Source organism: Microbulbifer rhizosphaerae, from assembly GCF_014191725.1.
GTDB lineage: Bacteria > Pseudomonadota > Gammaproteobacteria > Pseudomonadales > Cellvibrionaceae > Microbulbifer > Microbulbifer rhizosphaerae.
This window is the reverse complement of sequence record NZ_JACHWZ010000009.1, coordinates 212,814-228,982: the sequence shown is the minus strand read 5'-3', so window position 1 is coordinate 228,982 and position 16,169 is coordinate 212,814. Positions and strand designations below refer to the sequence as shown.

The following is a 16,169-nucleotide window of genomic DNA, read 5'->3' as shown; positions in this document are numbered from 1 at the left end:
ATGGACAGGCTGGATAGGAGGAGCCGGATGAGCGGAGACGTTCACGTCCGGTTCTGTGAGCGCCTCGGGGGGAGGGTCCCCGGGGCGACTCGACTTGTCATTATTGTCAAAGGCACTAAGGCGCAAGCGGAAGACATCCGAGAAGAATGCCGACAGATGCTGGAGGGAACTCTCAAGCTGACATTAAACATGGAGAAGACGAAGATCACCCATGTGAATGATGGCTTTGTCTTCCTGGGGCACCGAATCATTCGCAAACGGAGTCGCTATGGCGACCAGCGAGTGGTCACAACGATACCCCGGGAGAAGGCGAGAAACTTTGCCGCATCGTTAACGGCTCTGCTGTCAGGCAATTATAGCGAAAGCAAGATTGATATGATTGAGGCCGTCAATCGGAAGCTGAAAGGCTGGTCAGCGTTCTATCAGTTCGTTGACTTCAAAGCCAAGATCTTCAGTCATATTGACAGAGTCGTGTTCTGGAAACTGGCTCACTGGCTGGGGCGAAAATATCGCTCTCGGCTGAAGTCACTGGTACAAAGCCCCGGCCCCGGGTCAAAGTAAGACGTGGGTGCTGTACGGCAAGACCAATCAGGGGTGTTTCTGTGGTGCTATCCTCTACCGGCTTGTCGGACGAGGTAGCCGGCGATTCCGCTGGCGCCTTCCTGAAGGCAATCCGTACCTGAGGACTGAGCCTCGGAACACATGGACTTCACGCTTTCCTGAAGTGGCAATGGCATTCGCCAGCGCTTAAATGGAGAGCCGGATGCGCTGAAAGGTGCACGTCCGGTTCGGAGAGGAGAGGCAGGGAGATAGTTCGACTACGCCCTGCCTCTTACTCTACTGCCGTCATCGGTGAAGGGGCTGTATTACTACCTGTATCTGGTGGAAGATATCTATAGCCGTAAGGGCGTGGTCTGGGAAGTACACGAGAGCGAGTCCGGCGAACATGCGGCGGTGCTGATACAGCGGGCTATGCTGCGGGAGCAGTGTTTTTGTAGTCCCCCGGTATTGCACTCCGACAACGGCGCGCCGATGAAGTCGCAGACGTTACAGGCCAAGCTGTACGATCTGGGCATCCAGGCCTCGCACAGTCGCCCACGGGTGAGCAACGATAACCCCTACTCGGAATCGTTGTTCCGCACGGTGAAATACTGCCCACGCTGGCCCTCGGAGGGCTTTGCTTCACTGAACGAGGCGAGGCAGTGGGTAGAGCGATTTATGCACTGGTACAACCACGAGCATCTGCATAGCGGCATCAAGTATGTCACCCCGGCGGACAGGCATGACGGCAAGGATGTGGCCCTATTATCCGGGCGGGAGAAAGTCTACAAGCTGGCGAGGGAGAGGAACCCATCGCGCTGGTCTGGAGAGACAAGGAACTGGACACCGGTTGGAGCAGTAGCCCTAAATCCACAGAAAGAAAAACCAGAAACCAAAGTCGTAGCGTAACGAAAAAAGGCGACAACTATCTTGAAAAACGCCGCTGGAGATCTCATGCTTGTTTCGGGTGGAATTAATGGCAAGGTATCCTCCTGCATGACGCGAAGTTGCGGGGGCTGGATGTGGACGAGGCGATGGATCAGTGGATGACCACTACATCGTCTCCTGAGGCTGGAAGCAAGCAATGAAATTTGTAGTACATATCGGATTACCGAGAGCTGGTAGCACCACCTTGCAGCGTCAGGTCTTTCCGTATCTCCAAGGGGTTCACTATCTAGGCGCTGGTGCTAGCAATCTCAAACAACTGCAGGTGGACAGCAGGAACTTCCAAGGGCTTTGGCGAGCCAAGGGAGAAGGGGTCAGGGAGGTGGAGCAGCGTTGGCGACGAGTAATAAATCTGGCAACGGAAGTCAACCCGGATATCGACTGGGGTCTGATGTCCTATGAAGGTTGGTGTCGCCCGACGCGTATGAATACACTGGAGGATATCGCGGAGAGAATAGATAGGGTATTTTCCCGACCGGAAATACTGCTTGTTGTCCGTCACCCCGTTGACTGGGTGGTGTCCTGCTACAAGAAATCTCTGTGGAATAGCATAAAGAACAGTGATGGAAGGGGGGGGGATGACCTGCGCAGCTTTCCCGCCTACTACAAGAGTGTTAGCAGCGATCCGGCGCGGTTCTTTGGTGCCGGAGGACTGGATCCGATGCGCTTGGTGCGTGTTTTTGGCGCGGATCGGGTCAGGGTAATGCCGCTTGAGTACCTAGTTGCGACGAAATTTGAAGCCCTGTGTGCTCTATATCCTGATTGGTCTCTGAGCGCATTCAGAGGAGCGAGGATGAATGCGAGTCAGGACGACTCCTCATTATTTGTTGCGCGCTACTGGCACTGGCTCCCCGCTCCGCTCCGGAGAGCCACGCAGAGCTGGGTGATGGGCAATGCTGCCAGGATCGAACAATCGGTGGGAGGATATCTTCCATCTGTCAGGGTCCAACACAAGCTAGCGGAGCAGATCTTGTCAGTTTTTCAATCTAGCCTTGATGAGCTGCAGTCCCTTTGTGGGGTGGATCTGGTTCAGTTGGGTTACACCGAGTGGAGGGGGAAAGAGCCCCGATGACCGTATGAGAGATATGGACATTTTTGGCCGGGCTCTTTTAAAATTTTGCAATAAGCCTGTTCAGACGACGGTTTTTTTTACTGCGACGTTCCCTACGTCATCCAAAGATGATTGGATAGAGCCGGTTACACATTCCAACTCTGAGAACCCGACTGAGCCTACGCTCGCCCGGCAAACATTGCTGATATTCTGAATGTAACCGGTTCTATGTCGAGGTTATTATACAGCACCAGCTCAGTGCAAATTTTTTGTGACTCATTCTGAGGAAAAAAGGCGAGGCACCAGATTAGTAACCGGTTACACGATGCGGCTCTGGTTGAATGGCACGGCTTCGGCGGCTCCACTCCCTGGCTTCCGCCGGCCAATCTTCGCTCTGTTTATCACTGTAAGCGCCGTTAAATCGACAGCCTTCCCCTAACCGTACTGCGCCACATTTTTTGAAGCAGGCCCCAAGACCACATTCCACGGCAAGAGGGCTTCCAGTTTCTCCAGTGTATCGGCTTCACCGATCCGGTCCAGCACATAGTGGATATAGGCCGAGGGCTCCAGTTGATTCGCTTTGGCCGTTTCGATCAGGGAGTAGTAGGTCGCACTGGCTCTCGCGCCCTGTGCGGTATCGGCGAACAACCATGCCCTGCGACCGACGGCAAAGGGGCGTATCGCATTTTCGGCCAGTACGTTGCTGATGTGCAGGTACCCCCGGTCACAATAGCCTGTCAAGTAAGGCCACTGGTTCAGTGTGTACTCCATTGCCTTGCGAGTCAGCGAGCCTTTCATCACCTTGCCAACATGCTTGCCCAGCCAGGTTTTGAACTCTTCGAGCAGCGGCAGGCTCAACATCTGTCGAACCTGGTATTTGTCGGCATCGTTTCGGTGCTGGATTTCACGCTCGATGGTGTAGAGTTTACGGATATAGCCCAAGGCGATGTCCGCCTTGGAGCCTTTACCCTTCTTGGCTTTTGCTCCACTCGGGGCCGCCTTGGTGGCTTCGATGAACTTGCGTCGGGCATGGTCCCAGCAGCCGATACGGGTGATTTCGTTTTCACGGCACACCTGACCATAGCCGGAGTAGCCATCCGCTTGTAGGATGCCGGTGAAGCCATCCAGCAGGCGCACGGGAACGCTGCCCGCACGGGACGGGTCGTATTCGAACAGCACGGACGGTTGATCCGGTGGGCCGCCACGGGTGACCCACATCCACTTGTCGGACTGGGCGGTTTTGCCGTCTTCCTTCAGCACCTGGATTCGGGTTTCATCCGCCTGCAGGTATCGACTGCTGTTCTGGACCTCGCGGATCAGGTTGATCAGCGGCCGGAACACGTCATCAAGGCGGATGATCCAGTGGGCCATGCTGGTCCGGCCGACCTCATGGCCCAGCCGTTTCAACATCTGTTCCAGGCGGTACAGCGGCAAGCCGTCGGCGTATTTCGAGGTGATGATGTAGGCCAGCAGTGACGTGGTGGCAATGCATTTGCCCAGCGGGTGCACGGGGCGCTTGGCGGCAACAATGGTCTCGCTGCCGTCACGCTCGAACACCGCCTTTTCCTGCCAGATTTCCAGCACTTTCAGCTGGGCTGGAATGAACTGTAATTCCTCTTTCACTTTAGTGAAGAAGGTCTTGCTGGCGCCGGCTTTTTCCTCTTCGGACAGGGCCAGTTCGATACGCTCGCGTACCAGCTTGCCGGAGAAGCCGCGCTGGCGCTTTTTGACCGCTTTACGTTCAGCCGGCGGCGCGACATCCTCGGGGAGCTGCTCCAGCAGCGCCTCGATCTCAGCTTCCATCTCGGCTTCATCGAACAGGTGGATCTGGTGGGTATGCTTTTCGCTGCTGGCAGCGAACTGCTGGGCTTTTTATCTGCTCACCGGTGAGGGGTAGCAGGTCATCTGAAAGGCTTGGCCACTTGAATTTCTCTTCGGCCAGAGATTTGTAATAGAGCACAAAGCCGTTATCCTCCCACATCAGGCACTTGATCTTGTTGTAGTGGCGATTGGTGAAGGCATAGAGCGCGCCGGTGAAGGGGCTTTGCCCGAGCTCCTGCTCGATCAGCGCCGCCAAGCCATTCGCCTGCTTGCGGAAATCTACCGGTGCCTGGTAGAGATAGATCTGTGGCGTCTCCAATGCCGGGCGCAGGTAACGCGGCGGCATTACAGCTGCCTCAGGATCGCGCCCAGCAGTTCGACATTGCCAGTATGAATGCCGGTAATCGACAGGCCGCTGGGCAGGGTGAGTGTCAGCTCGTCCTTCGTGGGGGTAGCCTGAGTCACTTTGGCGAATCCGGTGGCTGAACTCGTCTGGCTTGAGCGGGCCTTATCTTGCTTGCGCCGCCAGTAAACAAACTGGTGATAGGAGAGGTTCTGCTGCTTGCAGAACGCCTGTCCGGATACGTCGGATGCCTGCCAAGTGGCAATTTGTTTCTGCCAGAAGTGGGAACGCTCCTGAGTGGTCATCGCTGATTCCTCTGTGGGTGAGATTGGAATCAGTGTGTCGGAGTCAAATCAGGAAAAACAGGTGCTGATTCTTTGGCGCTTACTTATCACTGCCCGGCACCGGTATACCCCTTCTCTTTGGCTTGCTGGCGCCAAGTGCACCACTGCCCGGCGCGCGATGTGTAATCAGTCCAAAATTCCTGCCTGCCTTTGACGAGGTGGATCGCGTTAGCGCTCATTTAGCATTATAGGCCTGCTACTTGGTTGTATTTTTGACAGTTTTTGGAAACGTCGCAGGACAAGCCTATCTCGTAAGAACCTACATTCCTAGAGCAAGAGAGGCAAAAATTTGGACTCTAGCCATATGGTAACCGCGAAGGGGCCTCCTGAACGGGCGTCTTCGAGCCTTTTTTTGTAAGCAATGCGTCAGGCCGCTTGAATAAGGTCCATACCAGTTTCCCATGTTTTGGTTTGGCATCTTCCCGTTTGGCAGCGGGCATCTCGCCTACGCCACTGCGTACTATTTGCCACGCAGGATGAAGGTCAGAAAATTCGCTAGCAAAATCACGCCAGAATTGATACCCCTCAGCTTTCTCGCCGGTCGCCAGAGAAACGATATCTGAGTAGCTCTCAAGGTGGAAAGGCTCAGGGCTAAAAATCTCATAAATCAGCACGTACCGTTTCGAGTGTTTCGCCATTCTACGCAATACATTTTCCAGGTCGGAGGGGTTGATGTGGATCAACACACCACGACTGAAAACAAGGTCGAACTGTTCAGCTAGATCAATTTCGGAAACGGACGCCTCGTGTACCTCAGCGATCCCAGATTTTCGCAACACTTCACAGGCGATAGCATTTATTTCGATTCCTACCCTTCGGATATTGGGCCTCAAATGATTGATCGCCCGTAAGTTCGCTCCGATATTGCAACCAAACTCGCAAACCGATGACACGTCCGGCAACATTGAAAAGAGCATCTCCCAATAAGGGGTGCGTGTCTGTTCCCATTTCTCTTCTAGATGGTGCACAACATAACGGAAGCCGTGACGGCCAAGCCATGCGCGCTCCTGAGCGTTTCGTGCGTCATTTAGCGGCATAGTATCTAGATAAAGGTCTGCTACTAGATCCGTGAGTGCTGTTGTCCTGTCAAATACCTTCTGGAGCGTTCGCTCACTCTTCGTCATCCTGGTCACAATAGAGGCAGTTTCCACCTTTTGCTCAGGCACAAATGACGAAGAAGGCAATGGTTTCGGCTCGAATCGGCGAAGGCGCCGGCACACATCCTCCATGACTAGGGTTACACATTCGGACGAGGGGGCAGAGAAATCGATCCATTCCGGCGCCACTATCGTCGAGTTTGTGGTCAACTGATCTGTCTCAATCGTCCCACCCCCAGTGCGCAAGAAATAATTCTCCGGTGAGAAACCGAGCATCCAGACTGGCGTTCCGAGTGCGGCTGCAAGTTCTATTGGTAGTGAACTGATGCCAATCATCAGGTCAAGGTGTTTGAGAATCGGGACCATGCCCTCGAAGTCGTCGAACAGATCGACGTCCTCCACCAACCTGATGTTTTTGGCACGGCAGAAATTTTTTTCCTCATCAGTGATACAGTGCTGCATCGACCAAAGCTCCACAGTCTCAAGCTCTGTAAGTGGCGTAAAGTCCTCGACTTTCAGGTACATAAACTTCCGCCACATTGATATGAAATGGCTGCGCCAGAGAATCCCGACCCTGAGTTTCTTATTAGCGGTGCGCTTCTCTTTTGTAGAAGAAAGGTAACCACCATTATTGAGGCGAGGGATTTCACCAATAAAGCGGTTAAAAAAAAGGTTTTGGCCGAACGTGATGTAGTCGGCCTGATCCATCAGCGGTTTGCAGTCATCTGTGAGTATCTGTGAGAGCGTCATGTTCAGGCCGGAAATCCGCTTTTTCTTTGACGTCGCAGTTCGGGTTAAGCCTTTTCGATAGCGTTCTACCGGAATAAACGTGATCTGTGGGAAAGAGCGTTTGAATATCTCGGTCAGCCGGGGATCACAGGTAATAGTGACTTTGTTGAAGCGTTCGGTTAGGTAGGCGTAGAATTGTGAAGTTCTCACTTCATCGCCGACCCCCTCATCGCCAATAACAAATAGGTGCTTTGCTTTGCTGTCCACTGGCAGCCTTTCAAAGTTAAAAAAGCGATCCCCATAGATACGTTTAAGTAACTGCCAGTGAGTTGCATGACGCTTTGCGTAGAGCCCTTCTCTGTAGTGCCCACTCATCAGGTTACCGATTACCTTGTCGGAACCTACATTTGCACAACTGCCGGTCCTACCTGCTCCGCGAATCCCATAGCCGAGACGGTCCCTAATGGTGATAATGGAAGACATATCGCCGCCAGCTCTTGGAAGCGCCAATCGCAGGCCCTGAGCGGCTACAGGATCTGAGGGATCCTCCTCCATAACCCGCATAAATCGATCTCGGGCTGACAGAAACTGATCAGCCATGAAATAATACAGGCCGGTGGCGAGGTGCGGCGAGAGAACCGTATCGGGTAATTCGCGGTCACTCGAAACCAACTGCTCAATTTCATCAAGAAGGTCGAGGCGAAGAAAGCGGTTAAGGATTTTATCCTTCAGGTAGACGTCGGCGTTTGGATAGACTTTTAAATTTGCTTGGAGACATTGGTCGAAGAGTGAAGAAAACTCCTCGCAGGAACCTTTGTGGTCATTGGCAAGCTGGAGAAACTCCAGTCGATTGATGTATTGCTTGGGTAGAGCGGCGAGATCGACCCTAGGCCAATCTGCATCGAAGGTTAGAATTGCTGATAGAACGCCTGCATGCTCCATACCGTGGTGTCGGTAAAGGCAATCGAGCAGAGATTTTGCCTCATCATCATATCCCAAGGCTTTGAGATGCGGGATATAGCGCAGTTGGTAGCTTGGCTCTTCTACGTCTAATTGATCCAGCTCTGCATAGTTCAAAGGGTCAATTTTAGTGTCAATCAATAGCTTAATTCGAAACTTCTGGAACCGAGTGTATTGCCTTATTTTATCGCTGGCAGCTGCAGAGCTCAGCTGAGCCAATCGGCTCAGCTTGGTCTGGGGTTCGGCTCCGGACAAATAGATCAGATCGGCGAGCGTTCTTTGGTCGCCTTCTGGTAGAGAGGTCAAGTCATGGTGTCTCAGGAACCAATCCAGCATGGAGTCAGCTTGGACACCTTCAGTACCTGAGAGGAAGCATCGGATGATCAAGAAAAGATTTCGCGGAGCCTGCTTGTGAAGATCCAAGCCCTTTGCGGCTTTGCAAGCACTTTTGAAGTTTCTCAGGCGAAATAGGTGCCGTACAATGGAAATTTTGGCCTGATTAGCGGGAAGCTGATCTGCTAGTGTTATGAGCCGTTCGCGGCTAGCGTTCTGGTCGAGTGCGAACACTATGTGCGAATCTTCCTCTAACTTTGTGACTCGCTTCTGCAGTGGAGTGAATTCCTTTCTGGTCGATTCCAGCTTTACGACCCGTTTCTTCAGTGGAGTGAGTTCCTTTCTGGTCGATTCCAGCTTTACGACCCGTTTCTTCAGTGGAGTGAATTTCTTTCTGCTTGATTCCAGCTTCGCGATTTGCTTATCTAGTTGAGCGAACTTTTTCCTGGTTGATTCACCTATTTTAAAGATTTTTATTAGAAATCGTTTAAGCCGCTGAAGTATTGCACTATATAAATCCATTTCCCTATTCTCCAATAAAAGTGCCAACTCACTAAGCTTTTATATTTGATAATGCAAGAGAATCTGTTCAACAGCAAGTGCTCGTTTCTCACCTTGGGCATTATATGGCGCGATTTGCTTCTACGCCCTCTTTCGTTGCTGTGGCTGCTTCATTGACTGAGAAGGGCACCCTACCCACGAGGCTGCGGTTGCGGGGAGCGAAGATGCTTATTATCGGTTACAGCTGTCACAGCAATGACGTTTTACCTGTGTGAAAGACTTTCACTGTCAGGTAAATAGGCTGGGTAAGGGACTGTCAGGCTTCTGTGTCTGCTGGTGCACCTTTTGCTTCAACAGCCTGCTCACCAGTATTTGCACCTGCTGCCTGTTAAGTGGCTTGGGCGGCTCCTGATAGAGCGCCACATTCAATAACTCCTTGAGCTTGTCTACTTCCTCAAGCTTGGGTTCCTTCTCCGGCCGGTGCTTGTTGAGCCAGTTTTGCAATGCCTGCTGTATCTGGGCGGCATCGTCACTCTCGGCTGCACGCTCCAGAGCTTCTTGGGCTTGGTGTTGAGTATTTGTCTCACCATCGGTAATTTTTCTAGGCCCTGCAGGGTTATGATGCTGATACCAGAAGTAGATAGGCCATAAAAGATGCAAAGCGAGGGCGGCTATGGCAAGGGTTTTCCAGAACCTACTGTGGTCGTCTGCAGCCGGCGCTGGGCTTGGCTTCAATTCCTCGAGATTGCTTTGAGCCTCAGCGACACCTGCTGTGGTGCCAGCTACCGTGAATCGGAAAGCCGGCAACTGCGTAGCCCGCTGCCGCCCGCTCTTGGTATCCCACCAGGTAACCGTAATCGCCGGCAACTGGTAATCCCCGGGCTTGGTTGCGACGATGGCGGTGGTTTCGATGCGGCTGCCGGTAATGCCGTTCGGACCAATCTGGTCGTCCTGTTGTGGCTGGTCGGGGTAGGTTTTCAGACCTTCGACATCGAGTTTGGGTAGCGGCGGCAGTTGGGCTGCGCGCAGGCCTTCGGCGCGCAGGGTGATGATACGGGTGATGGGTTCGCCGACCTTGAAGGTTTCCGGGTCCTGGCTCCAGCTCTGTACCAGCCCCAGGCTGGCGGCGGGGAGCCAGTGGGCGCCGCTGTAGCTGTCGGGTTTGGGCAGTACCTGAATGCTTTGGGGTTGCGAGCGCAGGCGCAGTCGTTGGCTGTTGCGGTTGAACAGGGAGAAGGGGTCGCGGCGGCCGGCGATGGCGACGTAGTTGAGCGCGGGGATCTGCAGTTCGCCGGAGCTCTCCGGGAAGAGGGCATAAGTCAGTTCGTAGACGGCGTGGGCCACGCCGCCAATCCGTCGCTCGTAGCGCTGTTCATCCAGCTTTTCCACATGGGTGCCGGGAACCTGTAGGGGCTCGGTGGCGATGTCGTGCAGGCCGATGGTGGTGTAGAGGCGGACCTTGACCAGTAGTTGTTCCTGTACGTAGACCTGTTCTTTATCCAGTTCCACTTCCAGGAAAGCCTGGCGGTCGCCACTCTCCGGGCGGGCACCGGCTTCAATGACGGTGATGGGGATGGCATCGGAGACGTTGCCGTGGTGGTGCAGGGAGGGCACGAACAGCTTGCCTTCCCTTTTTGGAGCCAGGGTCAGAGTCCATTCGACAAAGCTTTCGGCACGGCCGTTGATCACCCGGTACTGGTTGGACTGCTGGCGGGAGAGGATATCGAAGTCCTGTTCCAGCAGTTCGAAATCCGGCTGCCCGCCGCTTTCGTTGCCGGAGTAGCGCAGGCGCAGATTGAGGGTTTCGTCGATGCCGATCTGGTTGCGGTCGACGGTGGCGGTGAGATCGGAGGCCTGGGCGAAGTTGGCTAGTAGCAGAAGCAAAAGCGTCTGCAGAAGTCTGATAGTCCCGTGGATATAGATATTTCGATCGCGGCCAGCGGCCGCTCCTACGCTGGCCCTCTCCCCCGGCCCCTCTCCCGCAAGCGGGAGAGGGGAGGCGAGGCGACTTATTCCGTATTTCTTTCCTACCATCTCTGCGTGGCTCCGTTCTCCGGGGGCTGCCATTCGCCGCTGCGGTAGGCGCGGCGGCGCTGCAGGCTTTCGTATTTGAATTTCTCGCGCATCAGGCCGGCGGGATCGTCGGGAATCTGGCGCAGCCACTGATCCAGGGCCTGCTGGGTTTCCGGGTCCAGGGGGCTTTCCTCGGCGCCGGCCTGCTGGGGTTCGCCCTGTTGCTGCTCTTGCCTCTCTCCGTTTTCGCCCTTGGCCGTCCGCTGTTCCTGTTCTTCTGATTCCTGTTGTCCCTGCTCGGATTGCTGTTCTGACGGCTGCTCACCCGCCTGTTGCTGCTCCTGGGTATCCTGCGAGCCGCTGTTTCCGGAGTCGGAGCCCTGCTGGCTCTGTTGCTGTTGCCCGCTCTGGTTCTGCTGTTGTTCGTTGTCTCCGGACTGCTGTTGTTGCTGTTGCTGTTGCTGCTGCTGGTCGGATTGATTCTGCTGGGATTGCTGCTGCTGCTGCTGTTGTTGTTGTTTCTGCAATTCCCTGAGCTTTTCTGCGATCTCGCGGTTGTGCCGGGCGTCGGCCATCTGCGGCTGTTGTTTCAGTGCCTCGTCGTAGGCGGCGATGGCCTCGTCGTAGCGGCCCTGCTGGGTGAGGCTGTTGCCGAGATTATAGAGCCCCTGAGGGTCATCACTCTGAGCAAAATCCTCTGCCGCGGCGGGGAAGTTGCCTGCGCGGTAGTTGGCAGTGCCGCGCCAGCGGCGGTTCTTGAAGGTCTTCGCGGCCTGTTCCGGTTCTCCCTGTTCCAGTAGTTCCTCCCCGCGCTGGTCCGGGGTGCGCCACAGTTCCTGGGCGTCGCTGTGTTGCGGCAGCAGCAGGGCCAGGGGAAGGGCGCAGGCGAGGGCGCCGCGGCGGAATAGCAGAGCGGTCAAGGGCAACAGCAGCAGGATCAGCCACGGCCCCTCTTCGCGCCACTGGTCGAATTCGCGCTCGGTGAGCTGGGCCTGCTGCGGCGTTTCACCCTCTGGCAGCAGGTAATGGATATCGCTGTCGTCCACGGTGATCTCGGCGAAGCGGCCGCGGCTTTCCCGGGCCAGCTTTCTCAGTTCGCCGGCATTGAAATTGGCGATAACGATCGCGCCGTTGCTGTCGGTGGCGAAGCCGCCGCCGTTACCCCGGGGGATGGGGCTGCCCTCGCCGCTGCCGACGGCCAGTATCGACAGTTCGACGCCGGCTTCGGAAACCAGTTTCTTCACCCCGCCCAGTGCCGATTCATCGAAGCCGTCGGTGACCGCAAGCAGGTCGCCGTTGCCATTGGCGCCGTCCCGCAGCAGTCTGATCCCCGTCTCCACTGCCATTTCTATATTGCTGCCGGGCACCGGCACAATCGATGGCGACAGGGCAGGCACCAGGTTGGCGATGGTGACGGTGTCCTCAGTGAGCGGGGTGACCACATGGGCCTCACCGCCGTATGCTACCAGGGCGGTGAGGCCGTCTTTGCGCTCCTTGAGAATATCGAGAATTTTCAGCCGCGCGCGGGTGAGGCGGTCCGGCGACAGGTCGGTGGCCATCATCGACGGCGACAGGTCCAACAGGATCACCAGCGCGTCCTGGTTGCTGTACACCGGCGTGGGCAGCTTGCGCCAGGTGGGCCCCGACAGCGCCAGGATAGCGCCGGCGAGCAGGGCGAAGATCAGCGCGAACAGCCAGGGACGTTTTTCCCCGCCGCGCAGCAGCAGGTGGGGTAGCAGATCCGGGTCGATAATTTTTTGCAGATTGCCGCTGTTCAGCACGGTGCGCGCCAGGCCCCAGCAGAGCAGGGCAGCCGGCAGCAGCAGCCAGAGGAATTGGGGGCGCAGAAAATGGAATTGGTGCAGGTCGGCAAACATATTCATAGTGTTTGGCTCCGCTGGACGGGCTCAAGAGCCGCTTTGCCGAAGTGGCGGCGGGTGCTCCCGGGCCCGGTGTTCCCGGGAGCGCGGGCCGCTGTGCGGCGCTGGAATTCGACGCTCCCGGCAGCGAGCAGTGGCACCGCGGCCCACAACATGGTCAGCAGCAGCGCTGCACCCAACGGCCACACATACAGAGATTTCAGCGGACGGTAGCTGGCGGCCTCCTGTTCCACCGGTTCCAGGCGGTCGAGTTCGTTGTAGATATCCACCAGTTCCTGTGGGTTGTGCGCGCGGAAATACTGGCCACCGGTCGTGTCGGCGATAGCTTGCAGGGTTTCGCTGTCCAGATCCCGGGAGGGGTTGATACGGCGCGCACCGAAGCGGCTGCCCAGCAGGCCAGGCTGGATCATCTCCTCCGCGCCCACGCCGATGGTATAGACGGTCACCCCCGCCTGCTGCGCCAGCTCGGCGGCTTTGCCTGGGGCGATTTCCCCGGCGGTATTGGCGCCGTCGGTGAGCAGGATCAGCACCCGCTGTTCCGCGGGGCGCTGGGTCAGGCGCTTGACCGCGAGGCCGATGGCATCGCCGATGGCGGTGCCCTGGCCGGCGAATCCGATCTGCGCTTCCTGTAAAAGCGTACCCACGGTTTTCCGGTCGTAAGTGAGGGGCGCCTGCAGGTAGGCGCGAGTGCCGAACAGTACCAGTCCCAGGCGGTCGCCCTCGCGCCGCTCGACAAAGTCGCTCACCACCCGTTTCACCGCTTCGACACGCATGGCCGGGCGGCCGTCCAGCAACATGTCCGGGGTCTCCATGCTGCCGGAAATATCCACTGCCACCAGCAGGTCCCGGGCGCTGCTCTTCTGTGCAATGGGCTCGCCATACCACTGTGGACGGGCCGCGGCGGACAGCAGCAGCAACCACAGCAGGCTGAGCAACAACAGGTTGGCGAGGTTGCCCTGGCTGGCGTCGCCACTCTGGGACAACTCAGAGTAAAAAGGCACTTTGAGGGCGCTGGTGAGCGGCCTGGCACGGGGCAGCAAGCGGCGGACCAGCCAGGGCAGTGGCAGCAGGGCGAAGACCCAGGGGGTGGCGAACTCAAACACCGGCGGCCTCCCGCTGGTGGGATTCCACCCACTGTATGGCGCAGTCGCGCAGCGCTACGGTGCAATCACGCAGCTTCTGGTCCCACTCCGGGTTTTTATCCGGTCGCCGGTAAAGATGTTCCAGCAGGGCCTCCCGGGCTTCGGCCGGGAGTTCGCTGTCGGAGGAATTTTCCAGGAACTCGATCCAGCGTCGCCCGGTGAGATTGCCGCAGGCGGGCCGGCCGAAGCTGGCGACCGCCACCCGCTTGAGAATTTCGTTGATCTGTTCGACTGCGCGCGGATTGGCCGGGGCGACATCCTGCAACAGGCGCACGGCCTCCACGCGGTAGCGGTTGCGCGCGCGGATTTTTCGCCGCCTGTGCCAAAAGAAAATCGCCGCGGCCACGGCGGTGAGAATCAGTGCTCCCAGCAGCCACCAGCCGGGGGCCGGCGGCCACCAGCCAACCGGTGCCGGTTCATGGATATCGCGCAGCTGTGCCAGCAGTTCCTGCGCTTCTTTTGACAGCTGGGGAGAGGGCTGGGCCTGTTGCATTGCGGGAATCTTCAACGCATCACCCCCACGCGTCCCTTTTGCCGTTGGCCGTAGTAAGAGAGCAGTGCCGGCACCAGCGGTCGGGTGTTGTCGAAGTCCAGCAGCGGCAGCCGGTGCCGTCGACAAAGCTGCGCCACTTCCGCGCGGGCCTGTGTCTGGTGGTCGGCAAAATGTTCGCGCAACGGGCGGTTGCCGGCGTTCAGGAAGGTGCGCTGGCGGCCGTCGGAAATGGTCAGCGACTGCTCTGGCAGCTCCCGTTCCATCGGGTCGCTGATGCGTAGTACCTGCAGGTCCGCGTGGCGGCCAAGGAGATAGAGGGGCTGCTCGCAGGTCTCGTTCAGGTCGTGGCAGTCGCTGATCAGGAACAGGGCGCTGCCGGGGCGGGTAATGCGCCGGGCTTCCTCCAGGAGCTGTTTGAGCGGTTGCGCGGTCCCTTCGGGCACCGGGCTCCGCAGCGCACCGGCGCGGGCCACTGTACCGTGAATCATCGACAGGACAGCGTGATGACTGCGGCGCGGGCGCACGGTTTCGAAGTCGCCGTCGGAATACAGCAGGGCGCCGATGCGATCGCCGTTCTGCAGGCCGGCCCAGGCCAGGGCGGCGGCGATGCCGCTGGCGGCGACGGACTTGAACGCCTGGCGGCTGCCAAAAAACATCGGTGAGCGCAGGTCCACCAGGATGACAACCGGTCGCTCCCGCTCCTCCTGGTAGAGCTTGGTGTGGGTCTTGCCGGTACGCGCGGTTACCCGCCAGTCGATGGTGCGCACATCGTCGCCGGGCTGATAGTCGCGCACCTCCTCGAAGTTCATGCCGCGGCCGCGGTAACGGGTGAGCAGGTTGCCGGCCTGGTCGCTTTTCGCCAGATGCGGTTTGAACAGCTGCAGTTGGCGGGCGATGGCACGCAGTTGAACCAGCGGCGTCACTTCAGGGTAGGCGCCGCGGGGATTCAGTTCGGTGTGGGAAATGACAGTGGGCATCAGATGGCCGGCACCTGTTGCAGCAGTCGCCGGATAACCTGGTCGGCGGTGATACCGGCCGCTTCGGCCTCGAAACTGAGCAGCAGGCGGTGGCGCAATACGTCCGGGGCCACTTCCATCACGTCGTCCGGGGTGACGAAGTCCCGGCCTTTGAGCCAGGCCAGTGCGCGGGCGCACCGGTCCAGTGCAATCGTGGCCCGGGGGCTGGCACCAAAATCTAGCCACGAGGCCAGCTCGCTGTCATACTTCGCGGGCTCCCGTGTAGCAATGACAAGTTGGACAGTATAGGTCTCTACCGCTTCCACCATCTGCATTTCCAGGATCTGGCTGCGGGCGCGAAAAATGGTGTCCTGGCTGACAACACCGGAAGGGCGATTTTCGCCAAGGCTTGCCTCGGATCTGGCCAGGCGCAAAATTTTCGCTTCCGCAACTGCATCGGGGTAGGCAAGATTCACTTGCATGAGGAACCTATCCAATTGCGCCTCCGGCAGCGGATAAGTCCCTTCCTGTTCTATAGGGTTCTGTGTCGCCATCACCAGGAATAATTCTGGCAGCGGATAAGTTTTGCGGCCCACGCTGATCTGGCGTTCCGCCATGGCCTCCAGCAGCGCCGACTGCACCTTGGCCGGCGCGCGGTTGATCTCGTCCGCCAGCACCAGGTTGTGGAACACAGGCCCGGGCTGAAAATGGAACTCTCCGGTTTCCGGTCGGTAGATATCGGTGCCGGTAATATCCGCCGGCAACAGGTCTGGCGTAAATTGGACGCGATGGAAATCACCCTCAATAGCCTCGCCCAGTGTTTTGATCGCCTTGGTTTTGGCCAGTCCCGGGGCCCCTTCCACCAGCAGGTGGCCGTCCGCGAGCAGGGCGATCAGTATCCGTTCGACCAGGGTCCTCTGGCCGATAATCTGCTGTTCCAGCCAGTCGCCGAGGGCGGTGATCTGGTCTCGGGTATTCAGGTTCTGTTCCATAGCGCCACTTCTTTTATTGCGAATAATCC

11 protein-coding genes and 2 pseudogenes are annotated in these 16,169 nt (G+C 57.4%); 3 read left to right on the top strand and 10 right to left on the bottom strand.

The features are described 5' to 3' along the window. From FHS09_RS11360 to FHS09_RS11350, 3 genes and pseudogenes are all read left to right on the top strand, one after another. The coding region (locus FHS09_RS11360) for a group II intron maturase-specific domain-containing protein (protein ID WP_425487771.1) at positions 1-561 on the top strand (561 nt) is incomplete at its 5' end. Positions 562-831: 270 nt separating this feature from the next. After that, positions 832-1,449 (top strand): annotated as a pseudogene (locus FHS09_RS11355) (transposase); the annotation flags it as partial. 175 nt (positions 1,450-1,624) lie between these two features. After that, complete coding sequence (locus tag FHS09_RS11350) at positions 1,625-2,557, top strand: hypothetical protein (protein WP_183459893.1); 933 nt, start codon at positions 1,625-1,627, stop codon at positions 2,555-2,557. A gap of 414 nt (positions 2,558-2,971) precedes the next feature. On the opposite strand, the pseudogene tnpC reads toward FHS09_RS11350, so the two are convergent. The 10 genes and pseudogenes from tnpC to FHS09_RS11300 all read right to left on the bottom strand — a co-directional run. Further along, positions 2,972-4,408 (bottom strand): annotated as a pseudogene (tnpC, locus tag FHS09_RS11345) (IS66 family transposase); the annotation flags it as partial. Beyond that, positions 4,347-4,703, bottom strand: a complete 357-nt coding sequence (gene tnpB, locus FHS09_RS11340; protein WP_183459891.1) for an IS66 family insertion sequence element accessory protein TnpB — start codon at positions 4,701-4,703, stop codon at positions 4,347-4,349. The gene tnpB and the pseudogene tnpC, both read right to left, overlap by 62 nt. Then, positions 4,703-5,005, bottom strand: a complete 303-nt coding sequence (gene tnpA / locus FHS09_RS11335) for an IS66 family insertion sequence element accessory protein TnpA (protein ID WP_183459889.1) — start codon at positions 5,003-5,005, stop codon at positions 4,703-4,705. Before tnpA ends, tnpB begins: the two co-directional genes overlap by 1 nt. Before the next feature lie 335 nt (positions 5,006-5,340). Further along, positions 5,341-8,685: a methyltransferase domain-containing protein gene (locus FHS09_RS11330; RefSeq protein ID WP_183459887.1), complete on the bottom strand. Its 3,345-nt coding sequence runs from the start codon at positions 8,683-8,685 to the stop codon at positions 5,341-5,343. 267 nt (positions 8,686-8,952) lie between these two features. Beyond that, positions 8,953-10,548, bottom strand: a complete 1,596-nt coding sequence (locus tag FHS09_RS11325; RefSeq protein ID WP_246394869.1) for a BatD family protein — start codon at positions 10,546-10,548, stop codon at positions 8,953-8,955. 143 nt (positions 10,549-10,691) lie between these two features. Further along, positions 10,692-12,560 carry a tetratricopeptide repeat protein gene (locus tag FHS09_RS11320; protein WP_183459883.1) on the bottom strand — a complete coding sequence of 623 codons (1,869 nt, stop codon included), beginning with the start codon at positions 12,558-12,560 and terminating at the stop codon, positions 10,692-10,694. Further along, on the bottom strand, positions 12,557-13,660 hold the full coding sequence (locus FHS09_RS11315) for a VWA domain-containing protein (RefSeq protein ID WP_183459881.1): 1,104 nt from the start codon (positions 13,658-13,660) through the stop codon (positions 12,557-12,559). The genes FHS09_RS11320 and FHS09_RS11315 overlap by 4 nt, the downstream gene beginning before the upstream one ends. After that, positions 13,653-14,192 (bottom strand): DUF4381 domain-containing protein, encoded by a 540-nt coding sequence (locus FHS09_RS11310; RefSeq protein WP_183459879.1) that lies wholly within the window; start codon positions 14,190-14,192, stop codon positions 13,653-13,655. The genes FHS09_RS11315 and FHS09_RS11310 overlap by 8 nt, the downstream gene beginning before the upstream one ends. A gap of 11 nt (positions 14,193-14,203) precedes the next feature. Next, positions 14,204-15,169, bottom strand: coding sequence for a DUF58 domain-containing protein (locus FHS09_RS11305; protein ID WP_183459877.1), 966 nt, complete (start codon positions 15,167-15,169; stop codon positions 14,204-14,206). Then, positions 15,169-16,140, bottom strand: a complete 972-nt coding sequence (locus tag FHS09_RS11300; protein ID WP_183459875.1) for an AAA family ATPase — start codon at positions 16,138-16,140, stop codon at positions 15,169-15,171. Before FHS09_RS11300 ends, FHS09_RS11305 begins: the two co-directional genes overlap by 1 nt. Positions 16,141-16,169: the final 29 nt, after the last annotated feature.

What these genes read in the sequence shown, in the direction of transcription:
- FHS09_RS11350 (WP_183459893.1), top strand. Translation starts at nt 1,625, where the DNA reads ATGAAATTTGTAGTACATATCGGATTACCGAGAGCTGGTAGCACCACC.
- tnpB (WP_183459891.1), bottom strand. Translation starts at nt 4,703, where the DNA reads ATGCCGCCGCGTTACCTGCGCCCGGCATTGGAGACGCCACAGATCTAT.
- tnpA (WP_183459889.1), bottom strand. Translation starts at nt 5,005, where the DNA reads ATGACCACTCAGGAGCGTTCCCACTTCTGGCAGAAACAAATTGCCACT.
- FHS09_RS11330 (WP_183459887.1), bottom strand. Translation starts at nt 8,685, where the DNA reads ATGGATTTATATAGTGCAATACTTCAGCGGCTTAAACGATTTCTAATA.
- FHS09_RS11320 (WP_183459883.1), bottom strand. Translation starts at nt 12,560, where the DNA reads ATGAATATGTTTGCCGACCTGCACCAATTCCATTTTCTGCGCCCCCAA.
- FHS09_RS11310 (WP_183459879.1), bottom strand. Translation starts at nt 14,192, where the DNA reads ATGCAACAGGCCCAGCCCTCTCCCCAGCTGTCAAAAGAAGCGCAGGAA.
- FHS09_RS11305 (WP_183459877.1), bottom strand. Translation starts at nt 15,169, where the DNA reads ATGCCCACTGTCATTTCCCACACCGAACTGAATCCCCGCGGCGCCTAC.
- FHS09_RS11300 (WP_183459875.1), bottom strand. Translation starts at nt 16,140, where the DNA reads ATGGAACAGAACCTGAATACCCGAGACCAGATCACCGCCCTCGGCGAC.